Origin of the sequence: Chryseobacterium sp. PvR013, assembly GCF_017833095.1 — a bacterium.
Classification (GTDB): domain Bacteria; phylum Bacteroidota; class Bacteroidia; order Flavobacteriales; family Weeksellaceae; genus Chryseobacterium; species Chryseobacterium culicis_A.
In genome coordinates this window covers 3,362,924-3,387,722 of record NZ_JAFIBT010000001.1, presented here as the reverse complement: position 1 = coordinate 3,387,722, position 24,799 = coordinate 3,362,924, and the positions used below count along the sequence as shown (strand labels likewise).

Sequence of the window (24,799 nt, the reverse complement as noted above, 5' to 3'; positions counted from 1 at the left end):
TTAAAGATATTTATAGTTTTTAAATACCCCTATTCGATATAAAAATTTTAATAATCTTGATTTTTTCAATTTATTTATTTTGTCTAAAGAATTTTGTGCACTAAAATATAAATTAATTTTATCGATTAATTCTTCTGTCTCGAATTCAGAAAAATGAAAATTTTCTACGAGTATTTTTCTTCTTTCTTCCTTTCTTAAAGATTGTGATTTTGGATCGGAACTTATACCATCTTTATAAAATCGGGATATGGTGTGTTCTATAGGTCTATAAGTACAATTATACTTAAAAATAGAAATCAAAAACCATTTCCAATCCGAACAAATTTTCAGGTTTTCATCATAGAGACCTACTTTTTCAAAAGCACTTTTTTTAATGAATGTACTGGGATGCCAAATAGTTTCTGCAATAAAATCTAAGAATGAGATATTTTTTTTGGTGGGTCTGAGAACATCTTTATTATCTTCATCTATAACTAAATCTCCAGAAATAATATCATCTGTATGCAGTAGTGGAGTTATTTTTTCTACAACTGATTCATTTATCAGCTCGTCTCCGCTATTTAGGAAAAGAAGATATTCTCCGGTAGATTTTTCAATTCCTTTGTTCATCGCATGATAAATTCCCTTATCTGGTTCACTTACCCAATAGTTTATTCTGGAGTTATTTTTTTCTATGAGTTCTTTACTTCCGTCTGAGCTTCCACCATCAATTACGATATATTCAAAATCTTTATTGGTTTGGCCAAATACACTATTGAAGGTTTTTTGTAAACCATTTTGGTCATTAAAGTTTATCGTTATGATTGTAAGGGATTTGTTAAGCATATTTTTTGAGTGATTTTTTGGTAAATATCTGCCTGTTTATTGCAAAAAAATGATGTTGTATAATAGAAAATGATTTTAAAAAGATCATATTATTTTCAAATCATTTTCTACCATTTCTTTACAAAGAGCTTTTACGGTGTATTGTGGCTTCCAACCGAGAATGTTTTTTGCTTTTGTGGGATCACCAATTAGGAGATCAACTTCTGTTGGACGGTAATAATTAGGATCTATTTTTACAACAGTTTTACCTACAGGTAATTGATAATCTGGATTATTACAGCGCAGCACTCTGGCAATTTCATTTTCCTGACTGCCTTCAAAGACAAGCTCTATTCCTGCTTCTTCAAAAGCCATAATCAGAAAATCTCTTACCATAGTAGTTTCACCTGTTGCTAAAACAAAATCTTCCGGTTTATCCTGCTGCAGCATTCTCCACATTCCTTCTACATAATCTTTGGCATGTCCCCAATCTCTTTTAGCATCCAGATTTCCCAGATATAAACAATCTTGTTTGTTTTTTGCTATATTAGCTACTGCCATGGTTATTTTCCGGGTAACAAAAGTTTCACCTCTTCTAGGCGATTCGTGATTGAATAAAATACCATTGCAGGCAAACATTCCGTATGCTTCCCTGTAATTTTTTGTTATCCAAAAACCATAAATTTTTGCAGCACCATAGGGAGAACGAGGGTAGAAGGGAGAATTTTCATCATAAAATCCTTTCTCGTTTTTATTGGAAGGAAGCCCGCCATATAATTCTGAGGTAGAGGCTTGGTAAATTTTCGTTTTATGAGTTAGTCCTAAAATCCTGATTGCTTCTAATAAACGCAGTGTACCTAAACCATCTACATTGGCAACATATTCGGGCATATCAAAACTAACTTTCACATGGCTCATTGCCCCCAGGTTGTAGATCTCGTCTGGTTGTACCTCTTGTATTATTCTAATGATATTGGTAGAGTCTGTAAGGTCTCCGTAGTGTAATTTGAAATTTACATTATGTTCATGTCGATCTAGGTATAAATGATCAATTCTTTGAGTATTAAAAGAGGACGCTCTTCGTTTTACACCATGAACTTCGTAGCCTTTTTCTAAAAGCAGTTCGGCAAGATAAGAACCATCTTGTCCCGTAATTCCTGTAATAAGTGCTTTTTTCATCATTTGTTTAAAAATTTTTCTTGATAAACTTGTTTTATTCCTTCTTCTAAAGATATGTTAGGAGACCATCCCATAGAATTAATTTTAGAGGAGTCCATTAATTTTCTAGGGGTGCCATTGGGCTTTTCCGTATCCCAAACTATATTTCCTTCATATTGGGTAATATCTTTAATCTGCATGGCCAGTTCTAATATAGAGATTTCCCTGGATGAACCTATATTTACATGACCGCTATCATTATAATTATTCATTAAAAATACGCATGCCTTTGCAAGATCATCTACATGTAAAAATTCTCTGAAAGGGCTGCCGTCTCCCCATAAGACCACTTCTTTTACATTGTTTTGCTGGGCTTCAAAAAACTTTCTGAGCATAGCAGGTAAAACATGGGAATTATGTAAGTCGTAGTTATCATTAGGGCCATAAAGATTGGTCGGCATTGCAGAAATGAAATTGCAATCATATTGAGTTCTGTATGCATCGCACATTTTTATCCCTGCGATTTTTGCTATGGCATAAGGCTCATTGGTTTCTTCCAAAAATCCACTTAATAAGTATTCTTCTTTTAGAGGTTGAGGAGCAAGTTTGGGATATATACAACTAGAGCCTAAAAAAAGTAATTTTTTTACTCCCTGCAAATAACTTTGATGGATTACATTAGACTCAATCATAAGATTTTCGTAAAGGAAATCTGCACGATAGGTATTGTTGGCAAGAATACCTCCTACTTTGGCTGCAGCAAGAAAGACATATTCCGGTTTTTCAGATTCAAAAAATGCTTGTACTTTTTTTTGATCTGTAAGGTCTAATTCGTCGGAGGTTTTGGTAACAATATTGTTAAATCCATTTGAAATTAAGTTTCTTAAAATGGCACTTCCAACCATACCTCGATGTCCTGCAATATATATTTTAGAGTTTTGGTTCATAATTGTAGTTGTAACGGATTTTATAATAAATTATTTTTAATAAATTATTGAAGTTTGATTTCAAAATTTGAGAGAACGGTTTGCTTTTTTGAGGTATAGCATTTTTCAAAATTATATATTTACAATCTATTTTCGAGATTCTTTCAATGTCATTATCAATGGTTTTCTGATAATAATTTTGATATAGTTTTTTCAAAGAACTTGAACTTTCCAGAGAGTATCTGTTATAGTATTTTGCCAGAGTTTCGGGATTCTTATATTTAAAATTTGAAAAATGATAAAATACTAAAGGGGATTTGTCCGGCATAATGTACTTATTGTCTTCTGTTGCTACTAATCCTATTCTTTCATGCAAATTCCATGGAGCGGCATTGTATCCCATTTTATTGAGAATTTTTACATTTTTGAAAAAAACAGGTGTAAAGTTCATCCAGATTTGATCTACAAACAGACCTTTTTCCGGCTGATTATAGCAAAGAGATAATAATCTTTCCTCCCACCAATCGAGAAGTTTTTTGACCTCTTCAGAATTGCCCCTTAATCCAATAAACCCCAGATTATATATGCCAAAATTAAGAAAAGTATTTTCTACGGGTTTGTAGCCATCTAAGGGAATAGAACTCAGGATATGAGGGGTGAGCAAAATATCTGTATTATTATCAAATTCTGCATTTAATATAGATAATTGATCAAATATCTCAATATCCGGATCGAAGTAATATATAAATTCTGTATTTAGATTTTGTGCCAATAAGTACTTGAAAAATGATGCTTTTACAGAGGTGTTAAATTCTATAATGTCATATTTCATCCATAATTCATCAAAATTCTTTATTCCAATATCTTTCATTTCGATAATTTCGCATTGGAAAGAATCATAATCTATTTCACTGGATTTTTCATCGCATAATCCTATTACAAATTTGAAATTTTCACCATATTTATTAACAGAATTTTTTAGAACTTTAGCTTGTGCTAAATAGTTATTGGAGCAGATTGTGAAAGCTATATTCATAGGATTTTGGAAGTAAAAGTTGTTGAAATGTCTTAATATATTGTAAAAAATAATTTACTTTCTGGATATTGATATTTTTTTCTGTTTTTAATCTAGTATTACTTTGTAAAATCTCTGGATTGAAATTTATTTGTTAAGCTTCCTTATGAAGCGGAATATTTTTTTAGATAAATGTAATAACCCCAGATCTTCAATTATTTTTTTAAGAGACAAAAACAGTTTAAAAGTTCTTGATTCTTTTAGATTTCTTATTTCAATTGTTAATTCATTCACTTTGTTGTAGTTAGTGTCTAAGTGCCTTAAAAGCAATTTCTTGAAATCAGAATTTGAAATTACCTTTTCAGCTTCATTATAGAAAAGCATCTGATATACAATCATATGTGTTCTATCTCTGGACATACTCCTTGCATGTTTTCTATACAACGCAAGAGGAGCGTCTAAAAAAATGAAATTGATGTTTTTTTGTGCAATTTGAATCCAGAAAAGCCAGTCTTCTTTTGCTTTTAGATGTTCATTAAAACGAATATTTTCAAAAAGAGATTTTGGGAAAAAACCACAATGAATAGGAATTGTGAATGTAAAATCCCATTGATATAGGATAGATTCAAAATTCAGCAAATCCTGAGATAACTTGCAAAAAGGAGGTAATAATTTTTGTTTATCTGAATCGTCAAACAAACAAAAATTTGACACCACTATTGCTTCTTTTTCTTGTATCAAATTTAAAGAATCTGAAAACTTAGTGTTAACTAAGATATCATCTGAATCTAAAAACTGAATATAATCTCCGGTTATGATTTCCAGGGCTGCATTTCTTGCAGAAGATAACCCTCCGTTTTCTTTGTAAAGATATCTGAAACGGCTATCTTTTTGGGCCCATTTGTCTGCTACTTCAGCCGTATTATCAGGAGATCCGTCATTAACGATAATGCATTCCCAGTTTTCATACGTTTGATCAAGAACAGATTGCAGAGATTCATCCAAAAAGCGTGCTTGATTATAACAGGGAACGATTACAGATATTTTGGGATTCATTTTCATTTTTATTCAATAAATTTATTGTGTTTTACTTTTCAGTTGATCATTAAGATTACAGCTTTTTAAATTTTTTCTGCCACACCTTAATAATATTACCTGAAATTTTCTGTTCGAAGGTACAAAATTATTTTTTCCGGGAATTTGGAATGGGATACTTTTGGATATGCCATTGAATAGATTTTTTTTGCTGCATAATATGTTACAAATATGATGAATAAAGCTTTTTCAGGTATTCATCAGGGGAAAGGCCTCTGAAAAAATCTTCTGTCAAACTGTCAAATTCTATATTGTAAAAAGAACCTTCATTTACACTTTCACAATCCGCATTTTTGGCAAGATGATTCTCCAGCTGTGATAAAATTTCATGCAATGAATACTGATAAGGATAAGCCAGATTGACAATTTTATTGTTGAGAGTTTCTATATGTTTTGAAACAAACAAAGCAATATCATCCGTACCGATAAGTATTCTTCTTGCATTGCTGTGAATGGTGAGTTTATTTTCAGATAAAATTGAGTTTTTAAGAAAGTTGATCAGTGTATTGGGATTTCCTCCACGGCCTACTGCATTACCAACTCTGAAAATAACAAAGCTTGAACACTGTTCAGCAATTTTTTTTTCAATAGCAAGTTTATGCATCACATAAGGACTTTCAGTTTTGCTTGGATCGTAGATACTACACGTAGAAAAATAGATCAGCTTTTTATCCGGATATTGGCTAATAACCGATTTCAGCAGGGATATTTCTCTTTCAAATTCCGCAGGATTTTTTTCCAGTGAATTGGAAACTCCTGATGCAAAAAAAATAACATCTTCTTTATCATAAAACCTTAAGGCATTTGCCAGAATTCCATTACCAATAATCATATGCTTCTAGTCTAATTAAGATGTTAGTTTTAAAGGTTTTTAAAGATTTTAAAAAGTCCAAGTTTATTACCCAATTTTGCCCATCTTGAATTTTTTACATGATTCAGTTTGTTGAGAGCGTGTTCGTATTTGTTTTTGGGAACATAGCTTTGAAGAAAAAGATCTTCAACACTGATGTTTCTTCTTTCTGCCATTTTTATAAGGGCTACCCAGTGCCAGAACAGTGCTTTTTCAGAATTTTTAGTTGTAGAGATACCACTATCATGGATTCTGTATAAATATAGATCTTCATCAATGTATTTCACTGGTGCTATTTCACACATTTTCATATACCAGTCTTTATCTTCTGCTATTTTTAAGAAAGGGTCAATACCAGATGTTTTCTCGTATATTTTCTTTTTAAAAGTGACAAAATGTGAGATTTCGCCATTAAAATTATAGTAAGACTGATCCAGTTCTGCAATTTGTTTTGCTTTATGAACAGATTGAGGATTGAGATATTCATCACAAAAAACAAAATTTGAATATACCAAACCTGCTTCGGGATTTTCAGAATGTGCTTTTAAAACCAATTCCAGCGCATGTCTTGTTAATGCATCATCAGGATCTAAAAAACCACATATTTCTGATTCAGCAAGTTCTATTAATCTCCTTTTTGTATATCCGATTCCTCTGTTTTGGTCATTCTGATTGATTTTAACCCGCTGGTCATCTCCGATTATTTTTTTTATAGCATCAAGAGAATCGTCAGTGGAACCATCATCCAGGATTACAGCTTCCCAGTCTGTTTCAGTCTGAGCCACTAAGCTTTGATAACATTTTTCAAAAAAATGTCCATTATTATAGTTGGCGATAAGTAGGCTGAATTTACTCATTTTGGCTATGTTTATTCAGAATTTTCTTTAATGCATTTAAATAACCGAAACCATTTTTTCTATCTGGTTCCAGAATATTTCCTTCTGCCCATTCGTTCCATGATTTAACAATTAAAAACTGTTCCGGATAGTCTTTTTTATCCTCAAGATATTTTACTGCCTTTTCTACTTGTAGTTCGAATAATTCCGGAGAATTGTTAGCCAATATAATACCTCTGTAGCCGCTTCTGGGAGTATTGTCCCAATTAGGCAGTATGCATGGATAGGTAGGAACGTTGCTTTCTTCAAACTTTAAGTCATTAACTACCGCCTGGGCATCCTGAATTCTGACTTTAGGCTGTTCTTTTTTCTTAATCCCGATTAATCCTTTTATTCTGTTTTTATAATATTGGGAATGGGAGATATACTCTTTTTTGTCAATATGAGGAATCCAGGCTTTCAGAAAAGCATTAGAAATTTTACTGTCATATCCCATAGATTTAAAATCGAGATCATCACGGAGTTTATTGGATGCCATAACATACAAACCATCAAATCCGTTTTCTTTTGCAAGCTCTCTGAATTTTAAAATATAGTTAGGGTCACCATCATGTAAATGATTGGAGTCATAGATAATCAATAGAGGTTTATTGTCTACCTTTATATACCTTTCATCTTTGAAGAAAGGAAGAAGATATTCGAAATGCGCAATTAAATCCTGTTCACTCGGATAAACCTGTTCAGCAAGTATCTTCTCTGATAATCCGTGCCATATTCCTGACCATGTTTCATTGGCCCAGCAGAAACAAAACGGGAAATCTGGCTTTCCGGATTTCAATACATCATTAGCAACACGTTCCAACAATTGTTTCCCATTACCAAACCAGTAATGGTAGTAGATAAATCCATGTACTCCATAGTCTTTAGCCATCTGAGCCTGCTGTTCTCTTACTTCAGGAACACGCAGGTCATAATATCCCAAATCTCCAGGGTAGATAGGCTGTTCATGCCCTTCAAATAATGGTTGGGCTTTTCCTACATTCGTCCATTCTGTAAAACCTTTTCCCCACCATTCGTCATTTTCGGGAACGGGATGGTATTGAGGGAGGTAGAACGCAAGGGGTTTTATTTTTTTCATTATTGATTTAAGAATAAATTTTTAACTGATTCCAGATATTGTGTTCCAAACTTTTGATCAGGCTCTAAGTGGTTGCCTTCTGCCCATTCATTCCATGCATTAATAAAAATGAAATTCTCGTCTTCTGAATAAGGAGTAAAATCAGATTTAATCTTTGAGAGCCAGTCTCCAAAATGCTCAGGTGTAGAATCTTCAAGTATCAAGGTAGGATTTGTACCTCTCCTAGATGTATTATCCCATCCTGGTACGAGAGAAGGATACAGCTTAAAATCAAAATGTTTCTGCTGAGTTAAACTTTCTCCCATCCATTTATATGGAATTGTATTGTATCTGTTCTCTGTATCAGTGAAAACATTCTTCAACCTATTGACAAGACCTTTCTTGTTGTTTTTATTTTTCTCCCTAATCTCCTGAAAAACACTTTTTCTGCGTATTCCAAAAGGTTCGAAATCAATTGCAGCATCAAAACCTTCTACTAATTCATCCCATCCTTTTTGATATGAAAATACCATATGACATATATAGAGCTCCAAGCCAACAGATTTTGCTTTCTCCCGCCAACACTTGATTGTATCCTGTACATTTGGTAAAATATTGGGTTTGTAAATAACAATAATAGGCTTGTTATTTACTCTAATATATCTTTGATCCATGAAAATAGGAAGTAAAAAATCAATATGAGCTTCATCGTCCTGAACAGAGTATTTTTGTTCAATCAATACTTCCTGGTCATTACCATCCCAACGTCTTGTCCAGTTTTCATTGGCCCAGCAAAACATAAAAGGGAGATCTTCTTTTGGATTTTTTAATTTTCTGTCAATAGGTTCGTTCATTAATCTTTTACCATTAAACCAGTAATGATAATAGCAAAAGCCATAGATTCCATATTGTTTAGCAAGAAGTTCTTGTGCAACTCTTGCTTCTTCTAGTCTTAAGTCGTAAAACCCCAGATCCGAGGGAAGATGTGGCTGATAATGGTTTTCAAACAGTGGTTTCGCCTTGGTAACGTTAGTCCATTCTGTAAAACCTTTTCCCCACCATTCATCATTTTCCTGGAACGGATGGAATTGTGGTAAATGTATGGCGATTGGTCTTATTTTCATATTTATGTGCTTAAATTATTTATTAAATAAATACTTGATCGTCTGTTTCCAAGGTAAAATTTCTACCCAAGAGGGATTATCAAAAGATAGTGCTATGACTTTTAATTTTGAAAAAAATCCCAGCCGGTTCGTATACGAGTAATGATTAGTTGGTTTTGATTCGATAACGGATACCAACTCTTCATCTCTTCCATCCACATACTTTTCTTCGTTAGAGATAGTGCGGATATTATGTTGTTTATTTTTGCAAGAATCTTTAATCTTCGCTAGTTTTAAATTCCATCCTTGTGAGGAATAATTTTCCTGTAAATATGTTAATTGTAACTTACTAATAAGGTTATTGTATCTTTCATCTGTGATCATCCTATCCACTTCAAGTTCCCAGCTTTTCAGGTCTTTTGGATAGAATATTCCTTTTTCCTTATTATCATCAAAAACCTTATAGACGCTTGCCGGATTATAATGCAATACAAAAGGAACTCCTGCCATTGCCGGTTCCAGAAGTGATGTGAAAGAAGGAATAGGGAAGCCTTCTAAGTATAAATCTGCATTTTCAATATATTGATTAATATCTCTTGTAGGATGAATGAAAATTAATCGTTCATGCTGGTAGATTTTTCTATTAGGATTATTTGATGCAATTCCCACGATAGTAAAGACAACATGGTCAAATTTTCTTACAATTTTTAATGCTTCCTGATAGAAATTATAATCCTGATTAGGTTCATACTTCGATTCTCTGCTAATTGAAATAATATTGAATGTATTTTTCTCCGTCTTTTTTAGTGAATATGACTCATCTACAGGGATTGGCAAAAAGAACTGATCTTGTACAGGAATATTTCTGTTTTTAGAATCTTTTAAAATATTTGATTCTCTTATCTGAAGCAAAAAATCTGTAACAGGTGCTCCTAACCAATAAGTATGCTCAGCATGATTGAGAAAAAAGACAGGGCTTTTTATTTTTTTTGAAGAAAAGATCATTGATGGGATCACATCATGGGGATGGATATGCAGGACAATTCTGCTGAAATGATTTTTCTTTAAAGTATCTACTATTTTTTGTGCCTTTTCAATAATGCTTAGTTTTTGATCGTAAACAAATAAGTTATTATTGATTTTATACTGATAAGATTCTGCTATTTCAGAAACCTCCTGAAAATTTTGCCAGTTACTCATCAGATAATGTTTACTTGTTTTATCATTTTCCATCCAGCTGAAGATAAGCTTTGAATGTCCTCCGATACTACTGATTTCAGAAAAAAGATGTAATGTTGTGTCTTGTGTGTGGGTGTGGTTTTCTTGATGATCAAAATCTAAGCTTGTAATGGCTATTTTTCTGATTATTGATTCAAAACAATTGGAAGTGTAATAACCAGGAAAATTATACCATGCCGAATATGAGATTTTCTCTATATACATCAAACAATCATTATACTTCTTTTCACTAAAAAGAAGTTTTGCGATCTTTAATGTTTTAAGGAAATATTTCTTATTCTCTAAAAGTCTTGACATGGACTAAAACTTATTTATAATCTCAATAATTGTATTTATTTCTTCAGCTTCCATTACAGGTGAAATAGGAAGACTCAATACTTCAGCATGTATCTTTTCACTGATCGGGAAGGACATATCATTCCAATCTTTGTAGGCTTCTTGTTGGTGCGGAGGGATAGGATAGTGAATTAAAGTCTGCACTCCATTTTCTGTAAGATAAGACTGCAGCTCATCTCTTCTTTCGGAGCGGATAACAAATACATGCCATACATGTTCTTTTTCACCAGCAGGATATTCAGGAAGAATAATTGCCGGGTTGTTTATTCCATCTATAAAACGCATTGCAATCTCTCTTCTGATATTATTTTCGTGGTCAATATATTTTAATTTAATATCCAAAACTGCGGCCTGAATTTCATCAAGTCTGGAATTTAATCCTTTATATATGTTTACATATTTTTTATTGGAACCATAATTAGCTAAAGCTCTGATAGCTTTCATTAAGTCATCATCATTGGTAGTTACAGCACCTGCATCTCCTAAAGCGCCTAGATTTTTACCCGGATAAAAGCTGAAGCCAGCTGCATCACCAAGGTTTCCTGATTTTATTCCATTCCATTCTGCTCCGATTGCCTGAGCATTATCTTCTATAATTTTGAGGTTATGCTTTCTTGCAATTTCTTTAAGTGAATCAGAGAATACAATCCTGCCCTGGAGATGTACAATAAGAATACCTTTGGTTTTTGAAGTTATTTTTTCTTCAATTTTAGAGATATCAATATTATACGTATTAATTTCCGGTTCTACCAAAACTGGAATTAAACCATTATCTGAAATAGCTAAAATAGAAGCAATGTAAGTATTGGAAGGAACGATAATTTCATCTCCGATATTCATGACTCCTAATTCTATATAGGCTCTCAAAATGAGCCTTAAAGCATCCAGCCCATTGGCAACACCAATAGAATGTTTAGCTCCGATATAATCTGAAAGATTTTTTTCGAAGTTTGAAAGCTGGCTGCCCATAAGATACCATCCGGAACGGAAGACTTCCAAGAGTTTGGCTTCTATTTCGTTTTGATATTGTAAGTTTATCTTTTGTAAATCAAGAAATTTAATCATAGTTTAAAGTTTAATTGAATAAAAATCTAAGGCAATTCCTCTTGCTCCCATGTTTTCTTTCTGCTGAATTAGCCCTTCATTTAAATATTTGCCCTGGTCTTCTGTGGAAATTCCGAAACTGTAATATTTTCGGTCATTGAATTTTTCCAAAAGAAAATGATTGATAAAATCCAATGCGCCTGCTTTCCTTCCTTCTGATGAGGCTGCCATATATTGGGTATGAATGGTATTTCCAAAATCAAAAATAACAATACCAGCCAAAATCCTGCCATCCTGCCTGGCTTCGAAAAGTCTTATGTTTTCTGGAAATTTTTCTTTTAACAGAGTGATTTCCTCTGTTGTATGGACCGGTTTTGTATCAAATTTCTGAAGAACAGAGGAAAGTAAGCTCCAGTATTCTTCGAAGTTTGTATTTTCTGTGACTGCTACATTATTTTCTTTACACTTTCTTACCAATTGTCTTTTTGTTTCTGAAAATCGGATAGGGTGTGAAAGATCGATAACAGATGAAATGTCTCTTCTGAAAAGATGGGCATCATTACGAAAAAGTGCATACAAATCTTCTTCAGCAGGATATTTATGAAAAATATAGGGAACCGCTTTGTATATTATTTCACTGAAAGAAAGGTCAGAATAGTATTTCTTTATTTCAGTAAAAATTTCCAGTACTTCACTGGCCTTTACGGTATGAGATAAAATTAAAGCCCCAAAAGTTAATCCGCCATGAGAAATAATCTGTTTTTCAGATTCATTCGCAGGAAGTACAGCTGTGATCTTGTTATTTTTAAAAATAAGAAGAGAGTGGTCTTTGAATCGATCTGAATGGTACTCCATAAAATCTCTGGCAAAAAAGAAAAGTCCGTTTTTGCTTTCTATTATGAATTGATTCCACTGATCATAATATTCTTTTCTGTACTTTTTTATTTCAATAGCCATCTTATAAATTTATGGACATGATGATATTAGAATCTTCAGATTTCTGTTTTACAAAACCAGCTTTCTCATAAGCTTTTATAGCTCTTGTATTTTCTGTTATAACCTTTAAATAGAGACTTTTTAAATTGAATTCTTCTTTGGCAAATTTAAAAATGTGTTTGAAAATTTCAGTACTTAATCCTTTTCCCCAATATTCTTTTTCTCCTATATATCCGAAATATTCGGCAGATTTATCATCCATATTTATGTTTTTAAGACCAGCAACTCCAATAATGGTATTGTTGTACCGGATACCTTTAACCCAATATGTTGGATTTTGATTGAGGGAAGCAAACCATTTTTGTTGGTCATCTTTTGAAAAATCAGGAGTGCTTGTTAAGTGTTTAATTTCCGGTTCATTGAGCCAATCCCAGGATTTACTCAATATTTCCGGAGTATATTCTACAAGGTTAAGTTGATGAAAACTTAAAAAGTCTTCATAATTTCTGATATAATCTTTTTCATTATAAGTATGTGAAGCCAGTACAAGACAAATAGCACCAGAAGAAAAATTAATTTCTGAAGCCCAGATCCCGGGAGGAATATGCAATCCTAAATCAGGACGGTTAAGAAAAACCTGTCGCTTAAATTTTCCATCATCTAAAGAAACTTCAAAACTGCCACTTGCAGCAATCAAAAATTGATGACATTCTTTATGGGAATGAGCTCCTCTGCTTTCACCCCCGGCAATATCATATAAATAGAAAACTCTTTTTACATTAAAAGGAAAAGATGAATTGTTTTCAACCACTGTAAGGTTGCCTTCATCAAAACTGATTTTACCTAAATCAATAACATTACAGTCAAATACAGAAATATTATTTTTCATCAGCCAATATTTTAAATTCTTCGAAATCTCTTATGTAATCACTTTCGTTATACTCTCTGTCGGAAACAATAAGTGCTAGTGAGTTCGTTGAAAAGTTTTCCAATCTTCTCCAAAACATTTTAGGAATATATAAGCCATAGTAAGATCTGTTTAAAGAAAATCTCTGCTCTTCTTTTCCATTATGGATTACCACATCAAAACTTCCTGAAAGAGCAATAATAAACTCTTGCTGTTCTTTGAAAGCATGACTTCCTCTCACTTCTCCTCCGGGTACATCATATACCCAGTATGTTCTCTTTATTTCAAAAGGTAATTGATTGGGATGTTCAAAAAAGGATAGATTTCCTCTTTTATCATATATTTTGGGAAGTTCTATTATTTTGGGGATCATGGTGTTTGTACTTTGTATTCAAAGAATGGTCTGGTGACTCCTGGATAGATGTGCATCATTTTTCCAACTTTTACATTTTCTACTTCAAATCCAATAAATTCGTCAATTCCGTATAAAAGTATTCTCTGATCCTTACCGAAGTAAAGTCTGAAATAATAATTTCCAGCATTCAAAAAACCTGCTGGGATATCAAATTCTACAGAATATTCGCCTACTTTTGAATCGTGATTCTCAGAAACAGATTTTCCAACATGGAAAATTACCAATTCTTCATAATTTTTTAATTCAAATGTTGTGTCAAGCATTATATCCGGGCAGTAGTTTTGGAAAACCAATTTTACACGAATCCCAGAGTCAATATCAATAAGCTTTCCATTGATTGGCGAAACGGAAAATTCTTTTATACGGATATTTTCATTACCCAAAGCTTCATCTAAATTACCATTATAGAAGTAAGAGCTTGCTCTTGCACTACTTTTTTGATATTCTATGATTGTATTTAGAATATCCCCCTGGTAATCGATTTTTCCTTGATTTAAAAGAATTCCTTTTGAACATAATTCTTTAACAGCAGTCATGTTATGACTTACGAAAAGGATCGTTCTACCTTCTCCTCTCGTTACATCATTCATTTTACCGAGACATTTTTTCTGAAATTCTGCATCTCCCACTGCCAATACTTCGTCTACAATAAGGATTTCAGATTCTAAGTGAGCCGCCACTGCAAACGCAAGACGGACATACATTCCTGAAGAATATCTTTTAACAGGAGTATCTATATATCTTTCAACACCTGAAAAATCTACAATCTCGTCAAACTTCCTTTTGATCTCCTTTCTTGTCATTCCTAAAATAGCACCGTTAAGGAAGACATTTTCACGTCCAGTCATTTCAGGGTGGAACCCTGTTCCTACCTCAAGTAAGGATGCAATTCTTCCATGGTTGTATATTTTTCCGGTAGTAGGCTTTGTAACTTTACTTAAAACCTTTAATAAGGTTGATTTTCCTGCTCCATTTCTTCCAATAATTCCAACAGCATCTCCCTGTTCGATTTCAAAATTAATGTCGCGAAGAGACCATACATACTCAGATAATCCTTTTGTTGTTCTGTCATTGGTTTCACCAATTTTCAGATAAGGATCTTCCTTTCCTCTTATTTTATACCAGAATCTGTTGAGATCATGGGAAAGAGTTCCTGTACCCACCTGTCCCAGACGGTATTGTTTTGATATATTTTCTGCTTTTAAAGACAGCATATTCTTAAATGATTTAAAATTAATAAAAAGGTTACTAGTAAAATCTATACGGTGTCCATAAAGGTTTTTTCCACCTTATTGAAGACAACAATTCCTATCACTAAAAGGATCAGAATAATAATTGTGCTGATTCCCAGCATAGCAGGGGAGAAGTCTCCTACACCAATCCATGCATATTTAAAGCATTCAAAAATACCCGTTAAAGGATTATAATAAGCCAGTTTTTTAAAAAATCCAGGGAGTGATGAGACAGGGTATATTACTGGAGTTGCATACATATATAAGCTTACCCCAAATCCTAACAGCATTGCCAAATCTTTATATTTTGTCGTAAGGGAAGAAAATATCATTCCCATTCCTAATGCAAAAAGAGCCATTAAGAATATAAGGAATGGAGTTGCAAGAATCCATACATTAGGATGAACTTCTCCTTTATAGTAATAATAGGCCCATACAATGATGAATAAAACATACTGTACTCCAAACCTCATAAGGTTGGAAAGGACAATCGATAAAGGAGTAACCAGTCTTGGAAAATAGACTTTTCCAAAAATTCCGGCATTCCCTGTAAAAGTAGAAGATGTTGCTACTAATGAAGAAGAAAAATAATTCCAAAGGGTAACACCTGCCAGATAAAAAAGAAGAGGCGGAGCTCCATCTGTAGGCAATTTGGCAATTCTTCCAAAAATAACCAGATATACGATGGTTGTTAAGATGGGATTGATAAAAAACCAGATCGGTCCTAAAATAGTCTGCTTAAAACTGGACACAAAATCTCTTTTTACAAACATATAAACAAGATCTTTGTATCTCCAGACTTCTTTTAGCTTTAAGTCAAATAACGAATGATCAGCATCAATCGTTTCAGTCCACTTCTGTTGTGGTTCATTCATCTGTGTAAGTTTTTGCAAATTTATAATAATTAATTCTTACCGTATTTCTTAGTTTATGAATTTTCATTGTCAATAAAACTAAAAATCAACAACTAATATATTGATATTTGACGGTATGAACAAAAACTATTGGCCATAAAGCCAATAGTGTGCAAATTTTATAAACTATATTGTTATTTTTCTATAAGCTGTTTCAGGTATTCACCATAACCGCTTTTTCCGTATTTAGTAGCTGTTTTCAGAAGTTTTTCTTCATCAATGAATTTGTTTCTGAAGGCAATTTCTTCAATACACCCGATCTTGAATCCCTGTCTTTTTTCAATAACACTTACAAATTCTGAAGCATCATGAAGAGAATCGAATGTTCCGGTATCCAGCCATGCCGTACCTCTGTCCAGAACAGCTACTTCAAGCTTTTCGTTATTTAAATAAACATTATTGACATCGGTAATTTCCAGTTCTCCTCTTGCGGAAGGTTGGATGTTTTTGGCAATTTCCACTACTGTATTATCATAGAAATATAAACCGGGAACAGCATAATTTGATTTAGGCTTTAAAGGTTTTTCTTCAATAGAAACGGCTTTAAGATCCTTGTCAAATTCTACTACACCATATCTTTCAGGGTCTGCTACGTGGTAAGCAAAAACAACACCTCCCTTAGGGTTGGTTTTATTCTTAAGCAATGTTCCCATTTCGGAACCGTAGAAAATATTATCACCCAATACCAGTGCAGCGGGATCATTACCAATAAACTGTTCACCCAGAATAAAAGCTTGTGCTAAACCGTCCGGGCTAGGCTGTACAACATATTCTATATTACAGCCGATTTGGGAACCGTCACCCAAAAGTTTGATAAAACCTGCCTGGTCATGTGGAGTAGTGATGATGAGAATATCCTTTATTCCTGCTAAAAGTAATGTGGAAAGAGGATAGTAGATCATGGGTTTGTCGTAAACAGGCATCAGCTGCTTGCTTACTGCGATTGTTAGAGGGTAAAGTCTTGTTCCGGAACCTCCGGCTAATATTATTCCTTTCATTTTTATTGTGTGGATTTTTCTTTTAAAATCTTATTGACTTCATGGCTGATTTCATTGTCCAGATTATGAATTATAATATCTGAGGAAAATATATAATTACTGGATTTCAAATTCGGATTTTCATCATAAAATTGAATCAAATTCATCAGATTCTTTTCAGTCAAATTCATGAAATCAAAATAGAGTTTATCTTTTTCTGAATAATTATGTCTTATTCTATTAAGGATGATTTTCTTTTCTTCTGTATTTAAAATTTCGAAATTTTTACCATTTTCATGCTGCATAGACTTTCTGAACAATAGTAAGTTGGCTGTTTTCATCAATGAGTCATTATATCCACTTACTTCAATAAGCTTATCAATAAGTTTCTTTTGGGTTTCAGTGGGATATTTGGTCTGAATGACAGATTGCGAATACAACAAAGCTGAGAAAATCACGAAAAATATAAATAAGTACTTTTTCATTTTACGAATATTGCTTTTCGTAATACTTTTGGTAATCTCCGCTGGTTACATTTTCAAGCCATTCTTTGTTTTCCAGATACCAGTTGATGGTTTTTCCTAAACCTTCTTCGAAAGTTACCGATGGTTTCCAGCCTAAATCTTTATTTAATTTTGTGGCATCAATGGCGTAACGTTTATCATGACCTGGTCTGTCTTTTACAAAAGTGATCAGTTTCTCAGAATAGCCTTCCGGTCTTTCCAGTTTGGCATCCATTTGTTTAATCAGCTCTTTTACAAGATCAATATTTTGCCACTCATTGAATCCTCCAATATTATAGGTCTCACCGGTTTTTGCTTCCTTAAAAATCTGATGAATGGCTCTGGCATGGTCAATGACAAATAACCAGTCTCTGGTGTACTTTCCGTCACCATAAATAGGAAGCGGTTTTTCGTTGATAATATTAGAAATACAAAGTGGAATCAGCTTTTCAGGGAAATGATTCGGGCCGTAGTTGTTAGAACAGTTCGATACGATGAATGGCATTCCATAGGTATTTCCATACGCTCTTACCAGATGGTCTGAAGCCGCTTTTGAAGCGGAATATGGTGATTGAGGGTCATAGGATGTTGTTTCTAAAAAGAAACCTGTTTCCCCTAAACTTCCATATACTTCATCTGTAGAAATGTGATAAAAAAGGTTGTTTCTTTTTTCATCCGGGAATCTGCCATGAGTATGATCAGGATTTAATGTCCAGAACTCTTTACAAAGATTAAGAAGATTTGCTGTTCCGTTTACATTGGTATTGATAAACGCCATTGGATCGGTAATACTTCTGTCTACGTGGCTTTCTGCTGCTAAATGTACAACAGCATCAGGGTTGTATTTTTCAAAAACTTTTCTGAGTTCTTCGGGTTTTGTAATATCTGCTTTTTCGAAAACATAATTGGGTTCATCTTCAATGTCCTTTAAGTTTTCCAGATTTCCGGCGTAGGTAAGAGCATCGAGATTGATGATCTTAGTATCCGGATTGTTTTTTACAAATTCTCTTACAACGTGGGAGCCGATAAATCCGGCACCTCCTGTAATGATAATGTTTTTCATTTATTTATTTTGAGATGGTCTTTCTTCCTATACTTTTATAATGGAATCCGTTTTGTTCAGGGATTTCCAAGGGATACATATTTCTGCCGTCAAAAATGACTTTGTTTTTCATTTTTTTAGTCATAAGCTCAAAATTAGGATTTTTGAATTCAGGCCATTCTGTAGCAATAAATAATGCATCTGCATCTTCCAGTGCATCATACATTCCTTTGGCATATTGTATTTTATTGCCTAGAAGTTTTTGAACATTGCTTTCTGCTACGGCATCATACGCTATAATCTCTGCTCCTTTCTCCAGCAGAAGCGCGATATTGTCTAAAGACGAAGCTTCTCTGATGTCGTCTGTGTTTGCTTTGAAGGCGAGTCCCCACATGGCAATTTTCTTTCCTTCAATATTTCCGCCAAAATATTTTTCAATTTCAGAGACTAAGATTACTTTCTGGGTTGTATTTACTTTTTCCGTAGCTTCAAGAATCTGGAAATTAAAATCTTCCTGCTTTCCGGATTTTATAAGAGCTTTTACATCTTTAGGGAAACAGCTTCCGCCATATCCGATTCCCGGGAATAAGAATCTATGCCCGATTCTGTCATCACTACCCATTCCCAGTCTTACCTTGTCTACATCAGCGCCTACTTTTTCACAATAGTTGGCAATCTCATTCATAAAGGTGATTTTTACCGCTAAAAATGAATTCGCTGCATATTTGGTAAGCTCTGAGGACTTCTCATCCATGAAGATAATAGGAATTCCGGTATTGGTGAAAGGCTGATATATTTTAGACATGATATCTTTTGCTCTTTCTGAGCTGGCACCTACAACGACTCTTGAGGGATTCATGGAGTCTTCAACGGCAAAGCCTTCTCTTAAGAATTCAGGATTTGAAACGACATCAAAAGGAATATCTGTTTTAGAAGATATCGTTTCTCTTACTCTGTCTGCGGTTCCTACAGGAACAGTACTTTTATTTACAATGACTTTGTACTCAGTCATCAGATCACCAATATTATTAGCTACCTGAAGTATATAAGATAAATCTGCAGATCCGTCTTCACCCGGAGGGGTTGGTAGTGCAAGATATATTACTTCGCTCTTGTCTAAAGCTTCTTTAAGGTTGGTAGTGAAAAATAATCTTTCAGACTGGATGTTTCTTAAAAACATTTCTTCAAGGTTCGGCTCATAGATGGGAACAACGCCGTTTTTCATACCTTCTACTTTTTTTTCATCAATATCAACACAGTATACTGAATTGCCAAGTTCTGCCAGAGTAGTTCCTGTAACTAATCCCACATAACCTGTTCCTACAATCGTTATATTCAAAATGTTTGTTTTAAAATTCTAAAGACAAAAGTAATAAAAATCCTGTGACATATTCTTTTAATTTATTGTAAATGAATCTGGCGCTATTTACTTGATACTTAAGATAATTTTGTGTTTTTAGAAAAAAAGCTTATATTTGCAATGGATTTACGGAAAAAATGGGAAGGCTTCGGAAGAAAGCCTTTTTTCGTACTGTAAATCAAGATAAAAATATATGGAGTTTAGAAAAAGAATTGAAGAATTATTAAATGAATTCCTTGAGACCAGAAAAGATCTGTTTCTTATTGATCTTAAAATTTCTGCAGGGGATGATATTACAGTGATTTTGGATGGTGATAACGGAGTTTCTTTGCAGGATTGTCTTGATGCAAGCCGCGCAATTGAATTTAATATGGATCGTGAAGAGCATGACTTTAGCCTTCAGGTGATGTCTGCAGGACTGAGCGAGCCATTGTCCACACCAAGACAATTCGGTAAAAATATTGGAAGAGAAATTGAGGTAATGCTGGAAGATTCTTCTAAAATTGAAGGAGAATTGTCAAAAGTAGATGATGAGAAGATCACACTTGTTTTACGTTACCGCAAGCCGAAAGATATCGGAAAAGGAAAAGTAGATGTGGAGGAAGAGAAAGAGATTTCTTATCCTGAGATCAAAAAAGCATTAGTAGTAATTAAATTTTAAAAAGAAAAAAGAATAGATGGATAATATAGCGTTGATTGAATCCTTTGGTGATTTTAAAGACGAAAAGGGGATCAGTAAGATTGATCTTATGGCAATTATTGAAGATTCACTGAAGACTCTTTTAAGAAAGAGATTTGATTCAGATGATCATTTTGATGTGATTGTAAACCCGGATAAAGGAGATTTTCAGATATTTTTAAATAAAACAATTGTAGAGGACGAAATGTCTGAAGATGATGATTTGGAAATTGAAATTTCTGAAGCTAAGAAGATTGACCCTACCTTCGAAGTAGGGGAGGACTTTACAATGGAAATTCCTGTTGCGCAATTGGGAAGAAGAAATATTCTTACCCTTAAGCAGATTCTGGCTACAAAACTTCAGGAGCACAATAATGCAATGCTGTACGAACAGTTTAGAGATAAAATTGGGGAAATTGTTGTAGGGGAAATCCACCATATCCGTCACAAGCATGTGATTTTGTTGGATGATGAAGGAAATGAATTTATTTTACCAAAAGAAAACCAGATCCCATCCGATTTCTTTAAAAAGGGTGAGAATATCAGAGCTATTGTTGAGACAGTAGATTTTAAAGGTTCTAAACCACAGATTATTATTTCCAGAACTGCACCTAAATTCCTTGAGAAGTTATTAGAGCTGGAAATTCCTGAGATCCAGGACGGAACAATTATGCTGAAAAAGGTAGTAAGAATTCCTGGTGAAAAGGCGAAGATTGCAGTAGATGCTTATGATGACAGAATTGATCCGGTAGGAGCTTGTGTTGGGGTGAAAGGATCCAGAATTCATGGTGTTGTAAGAGAGTTGAGAAATGAAAACATCGATGTTATTCAGTGGTCTAAAAACCCTGAGATTTTAGTGAAGAGAGCATTAGGAAATGTTACCATCAATAAAATTGACATCAATGAGGAACAAAACTATGCACTAGTATATACTCCTGTTGAAGAGATTTCTAAAGTAATTGGAAAACAAGGACAGAATATCAGACTGGCTTCTTGGTTGTCAGGATATGAGATTGATGTGTACAGAGAGTCCAGCGAGGATGATGATGTTGAATTGAGAGAATTTAACGATGATATCGAGCAGTGGATTTTGGATGAGTTTAAGAAAGTAGGACTTACAACTGCAAAATCAGTATTGGATAAAGAAACTGAGAGTCTTTTAAATATGGTTGACCTTGAAGAAGAAACAATCGAAGAGGTTAAACGTATTCTGAGAGAAGAATTTGAAGATTAAGATTTTAAATAAATTTTAATAAACAGTAAAAAAGAAATACTTTAATTTTAAAAATTAAAAACAGTAAATAATATAAATGCCAAAAATTAGATTAAATAAAGCGGTTAAGGAATTCAATATTTCGATGTCCAGATTAGTAGAGTTTTTACAATCAAAGGGTATCGAAGTTGAAAGCAATCCTAACGCTCAATTGGAAGAATCGGCATATTCTGCATTGGAGGCTGAGTTTGCTAAAGACGGCGAACAAAGAAAGGCTTCCCATGAGGTGGTGATCACTAAAGTTCCGGAAGAAAAACTGGAAATTGAAGAAAAGAAAACCCCTGAAGTGATAAGAGCTAAAGCAAATAAACCAGAAACTAGAATTTTAGGTAAAATAGAGTTAGAACCTAAGAAGCCTGAAGTTGAAGAAGCTCCTGCAGCTCCTGTGGCTCCTGTTGCAGCACCGGTTGAAGAAAAGAAAGAAGAAATCGTGAAAGAAGAACAACAGCCGGAAGTTAAAGCAGTACCTGAAAAGCAGGAATTTAAAGTTTTGGATAAAATTGATTTGTCTCAAATAGAATCTAGAAACAGACCTGTGAAAAAAGACAAGCCAAAAATGGAGGAGAAAAAAGAAGAAGTTAAACCTGTGGAACCTGTAAAAGAAACTCCAAAACCAGTAGTTGTAGAGGAGAAAAAAGTGGAAACTCCAAAAGTAGAGGCTGAGCCTGAATCTCAGGAACCACAGAAAATTGAGACAGTATATCAGAAACTTGATGGTCCTAAGATCGTTGGGGAAAAGATTGACTTAACTCAGTTTGCGCCGAAGCCAGGTGCCGGAGCAAAAAAGAAAAGAAAGAGAATTGAAAAACCTGGTGGCCAGAATAACCAACAAGGTCAAGGGAATAATCAAAACTCAGGAAATAATAATAACAATAACCAAGGTGGTCAAGGCCAAGGAAACCGTCCGCAAGGTCAGGGTGGACAAGGTGGAAACCGCCAGGGTCAGGGTGGTCAAGGAAACCGTCCGCAAGGTCAGGGAGGCCAGGGTGGAAACCGTTTTGGAAATAACCAGGGTGGTGGAAACCGTCAGGGCCAAGGTGGTGGTGGCTTCAAAAAAGGAGGCCAGAACAACAGACCTGGACAAAGAGTTATGCCAGTTGAGCTTACTGACGAACAAGTTAAAAACCAGATCAAAGAAACATTAGAAAAACTTACTAATAAAGGAGGGAAATCTAAATCTGCAAAACACAGAAAAGACAAAAGAACTTTCCGTAGAGAGCAGGATGAGCGTCAGCAGGAGCTTGAAGCACAAGACAGAACTCTTAAAGTAACAGAATTCATCACAGTAGGTGAACTGGCAAGTTTGATGAATGTTTCTCCAACTGAAGTAATCTCTGCTTGTTTCTCATTAGGAGTAATGGTTACCATGAACCAGAGACTTGAAGCTGATACCTTATTATTAGTAGCAGATGAATTTGGTTATAAAATTGAATTCTCGGATGCTGATCTTGAAGATACAGATTCAGAAGAAGAAGTGGATACTGAAGAAAGCCTATTGCAAAGAGCTCCTGTAGTTACTGTAATGGGACACGTTGACCACGGTAAGACTTCATTATTGGACTACGTGAGAAAAACCAACGTAATTGCTGGGGAATCAGGAGGAATTACACAGCACATTGGTGCTTATAATGTGAAACTGGAAAACGGTCAGAGAATTACCTTCTTAGATACACCTGGTCACGAAGCCTTTACAGCGATGAGAGCAAGAGGTGCACAGATCACGGATATTGCAATTATTGTAATTGCTGCCGATGATGATGTGATGCCACAGACGAAAGAAGCTATTGCTCACGCTCAGGCTGCTCAGGTTCCAATGATTATTGCAATCAATAAAGTTGATAAACCGAACGCAAACCCTGATAACATCCGTCAACAGCTTTCAGGCTTAAACCCTCCGGTTTTAGTAGAAGAATGGGGTGGTAATGTTCAGGCGCAGGAGATTTCGGCTAAATTTGGTAACAATGTAGATGTATTGTTAGAGAAAGTTTTACTACAGGCTGAAATGCTTGAGTTGAAAGCAAACCCTGAACGTGCAGCAAATGGAGTTGTTATTGAAGCATCTTTAGATAAAGGTAGAGGTTATGTAGCAACAATGTTGGTACAAACCGGAACTTTAAGAGTGGGTGATTATGTAGTAGCAGGTAAAAATCACGGTAAAGTAAAAGCTTTGCTTGATGAAAGAGGTAAAAACCTTAATGAAGCAGGACCATCTATTCCGGCAACGATCTTAGGATTGGACGGAGCACCTACTGCAGGTGATAAGTTCCGAGTATATGCTGATGAAAGTGAAGGTAAGGCTATTGCCAACAAGAGAGAACAGTTACAGAGAGAATTGTCAATCAGAACCAAGAAACATACAACACTTGAGGAATTAGGTAGACGTATTGCTTTAGGAGAATTCAAAGAATTGAATATTATCCTGAAAGGAGACGTGGATGGTTCTGTAGAAGCTCTTTCTGATCAGTTACAAAGATTGTCAACAGAGGAAATCAGTGTGAAAATTCTTCACTCAGGGGTTGGACAGATCACTGAATCTGATATCAACCTAGCGGCAGCGTCAGATGCTATTATCATTGGATTCAATGTGAGAGCAGGTGCTAATGCAAAAGAACTTGCAGACCGTGAAGAAATTGAGATCAGAACATATTCTGTAATCTATAAAGCCATTGATGAGGTAAAAGAAGCAATGGAAGGAATGCTTTCGCCGGAAATTCAGGAGCAGGTAATTGGTAATGTTGAAATCCGTGAAGTATTCAAAATTTCTAAAGTGGGAACAATTGCAGGTTGTATGGTTCTTACCGGAAAAGTAACAAGACAATCCAAAGTACGTCTGTTAAGAGATGGTATTGTTAAATTCGACGGAGAGCTTGAAAGCTTAAAACGTTTCAAAGATGATGTGAAGGAAGTAACAAAAGGTTACGAATGTGGACTGAACCTTAAAGGATATAATGATATTGAAACAGGCGATATTCTTGAAGTATACGAAGAAGTAGCTGTTAAGAAAAAACTTAAATAATATCTTAGTATAATAGATAAAA

23 protein-coding genes are annotated in these 24,799 nt (G+C 34.3%); 3 read left to right on the top strand and 20 right to left on the bottom strand.

Annotated elements, in window-relative coordinates:
• From JOE44_RS15440 to JOE44_RS15345, 20 genes are all read right to left on the bottom strand, one after another.
• Entirely contained in the window at nt 1-825 is an 825-nt protein-coding gene (locus JOE44_RS15440; protein ID WP_209786240.1) for a glycosyltransferase family 2 protein, read from the bottom strand.
• 84 nt (nt 826-909) lie between these two features.
• The gene (gene gmd, locus JOE44_RS15435; protein WP_209789221.1) at nt 910-1,983 is read right to left on the bottom strand and encodes a GDP-mannose 4,6-dehydratase; all 1,074 of its coding nucleotides are present in this window, start codon (nt 1,981-1,983) and stop codon (nt 910-912) included.
• Complete coding sequence (locus JOE44_RS15430; protein ID WP_209786239.1) at nt 1,983-2,909, bottom strand: GDP-L-fucose synthase; 927 nt, start codon at nt 2,907-2,909, stop codon at nt 1,983-1,985. Before JOE44_RS15430 ends, gmd begins: the two co-directional genes overlap by 1 nt.
• Nucleotides 2,893-3,924, bottom strand: coding sequence for a hypothetical protein (locus JOE44_RS15425; protein ID WP_209786238.1), 1,032 nt, complete (start codon nt 3,922-3,924; stop codon nt 2,893-2,895). The genes JOE44_RS15430 and JOE44_RS15425 overlap by 17 nt, the downstream gene beginning before the upstream one ends.
• A gap of 126 nt (nt 3,925-4,050) precedes the next feature.
• Nucleotides 4,051-4,959 (bottom strand): glycosyltransferase family 2 protein, encoded by a 909-nt coding sequence (locus JOE44_RS15420; RefSeq protein ID WP_209786237.1) that lies wholly within the window; start codon nt 4,957-4,959, stop codon nt 4,051-4,053.
• A gap of 202 nt (nt 4,960-5,161) precedes the next feature.
• Nucleotides 5,162-5,830 carry an NAD-dependent epimerase/dehydratase family protein gene (locus JOE44_RS15415; RefSeq protein ID WP_209786236.1) on the bottom strand — a complete coding sequence of 223 codons (669 nt, stop codon included), beginning with the start codon at nt 5,828-5,830 and terminating at the stop codon, nt 5,162-5,164.
• A gap of 29 nt (nt 5,831-5,859) precedes the next feature.
• Nucleotides 5,860-6,705: a glycosyltransferase gene (locus tag JOE44_RS15410; RefSeq protein ID WP_209786235.1), complete on the bottom strand. Its 846-nt coding sequence runs from the start codon at nt 6,703-6,705 to the stop codon at nt 5,860-5,862.
• A complete protein-coding gene (locus JOE44_RS15405; RefSeq protein WP_209786234.1) occupies nt 6,698-7,822 on the bottom strand; it encodes a glycoside hydrolase family 99-like domain-containing protein in 1,125 nt (374 codons plus the stop codon). The genes JOE44_RS15410 and JOE44_RS15405 overlap by 8 nt, the downstream gene beginning before the upstream one ends.
• The gene (locus JOE44_RS15400; RefSeq protein ID WP_245169793.1) at nt 7,822-8,925 is read right to left on the bottom strand and encodes a glycoside hydrolase family 99-like domain-containing protein; all 1,104 of its coding nucleotides are present in this window, start codon (nt 8,923-8,925) and stop codon (nt 7,822-7,824) included. Before JOE44_RS15400 ends, JOE44_RS15405 begins: the two co-directional genes overlap by 1 nt.
• A gap of 15 nt (nt 8,926-8,940) precedes the next feature.
• Complete coding sequence (locus JOE44_RS15395; protein WP_209786233.1) at nt 8,941-10,440, bottom strand: glycosyltransferase family 4 protein; 1,500 nt, start codon at nt 10,438-10,440, stop codon at nt 8,941-8,943.
• A gap of 3 nt (nt 10,441-10,443) precedes the next feature.
• Complete coding sequence (locus JOE44_RS15390; protein ID WP_209786232.1) at nt 10,444-11,544, bottom strand: DegT/DnrJ/EryC1/StrS family aminotransferase; 1,101 nt, start codon at nt 11,542-11,544, stop codon at nt 10,444-10,446.
• 3 nt (nt 11,545-11,547) lie between these two features.
• Nucleotides 11,548-12,480, bottom strand: coding sequence for a GNAT family N-acetyltransferase (locus JOE44_RS15385; protein ID WP_209786231.1), 933 nt, complete (start codon nt 12,478-12,480; stop codon nt 11,548-11,550).
• Between the two features lies 1 nt (nt 12,481).
• The gene (locus JOE44_RS25375) at nt 12,482-13,348 is read right to left on the bottom strand and encodes a GNAT family N-acetyltransferase (RefSeq protein ID WP_209786230.1); all 867 of its coding nucleotides are present in this window, start codon (nt 13,346-13,348) and stop codon (nt 12,482-12,484) included.
• Nucleotides 13,338-13,739 carry an FdtA/QdtA family cupin domain-containing protein gene (locus JOE44_RS15375; protein ID WP_209786229.1) on the bottom strand — a complete coding sequence of 134 codons (402 nt, stop codon included), beginning with the start codon at nt 13,737-13,739 and terminating at the stop codon, nt 13,338-13,340. Before JOE44_RS15375 ends, JOE44_RS25375 begins: the two co-directional genes overlap by 11 nt.
• Nucleotides 13,736-14,995, bottom strand: coding sequence for an ABC transporter ATP-binding protein (locus JOE44_RS15370; RefSeq protein ID WP_209786228.1), 1,260 nt, complete (start codon nt 14,993-14,995; stop codon nt 13,736-13,738). Before JOE44_RS15370 ends, JOE44_RS15375 begins: the two co-directional genes overlap by 4 nt.
• Before the next feature lie 44 nt (nt 14,996-15,039).
• Nucleotides 15,040-15,888, bottom strand: a complete 849-nt coding sequence (locus tag JOE44_RS15365) for an ABC transporter permease (protein WP_209786227.1) — start codon at nt 15,886-15,888, stop codon at nt 15,040-15,042.
• A 173-nt stretch (nt 15,889-16,061) separates the two neighbouring features.
• Nucleotides 16,062-16,925 carry a glucose-1-phosphate thymidylyltransferase RfbA gene (rfbA, locus tag JOE44_RS15360; RefSeq protein ID WP_209786226.1) on the bottom strand — a complete coding sequence of 288 codons (864 nt, stop codon included), beginning with the start codon at nt 16,923-16,925 and terminating at the stop codon, nt 16,062-16,064.
• Between the two features lie 2 nt (nt 16,926-16,927).
• Nucleotides 16,928-17,389 carry a hypothetical protein gene (locus tag JOE44_RS15355; protein ID WP_209786225.1) on the bottom strand — a complete coding sequence of 154 codons (462 nt, stop codon included), beginning with the start codon at nt 17,387-17,389 and terminating at the stop codon, nt 16,928-16,930.
• 1 nt (nt 17,390) lies between these two features.
• Nucleotides 17,391-18,470 (bottom strand): dTDP-glucose 4,6-dehydratase, encoded by a 1,080-nt coding sequence (gene rfbB, locus JOE44_RS15350; protein WP_209786224.1) that lies wholly within the window; start codon nt 18,468-18,470, stop codon nt 17,391-17,393.
• 4 nt (nt 18,471-18,474) lie between these two features.
• Nucleotides 18,475-19,788, bottom strand: a complete 1,314-nt coding sequence (locus JOE44_RS15345) for a UDP-glucose/GDP-mannose dehydrogenase family protein (RefSeq protein ID WP_209786223.1) — start codon at nt 19,786-19,788, stop codon at nt 18,475-18,477.
• A 214-nt stretch (nt 19,789-20,002) separates the two neighbouring features.
• Between JOE44_RS15345 and rimP the strand changes: the two genes are divergently transcribed.
• The 3 genes from rimP to infB all read left to right on the top strand — a co-directional run bounded on the left by rimP (nt 20,003) and on the right by infB (nt 24,777).
• Entirely contained in the window at nt 20,003-20,470 is a 468-nt protein-coding gene (rimP, locus tag JOE44_RS15340) for a ribosome assembly cofactor RimP (protein WP_105683264.1), read from the top strand.
• Nucleotides 20,471-20,486: 16 nt separating this feature from the next.
• Nucleotides 20,487-21,722 (top strand): transcription termination factor NusA, encoded by a 1,236-nt coding sequence (gene nusA / locus JOE44_RS15335; protein WP_105683265.1) that lies wholly within the window; start codon nt 20,487-20,489, stop codon nt 21,720-21,722.
• A 76-nt stretch (nt 21,723-21,798) separates the two neighbouring features.
• On the top strand, nt 21,799-24,777 hold the full coding sequence (infB, locus tag JOE44_RS15330; RefSeq protein WP_209786222.1) for a translation initiation factor IF-2: 2,979 nt from the start codon (nt 21,799-21,801) through the stop codon (nt 24,775-24,777).
• Nucleotides 24,778-24,799 lie beyond the last annotated feature (22 nt).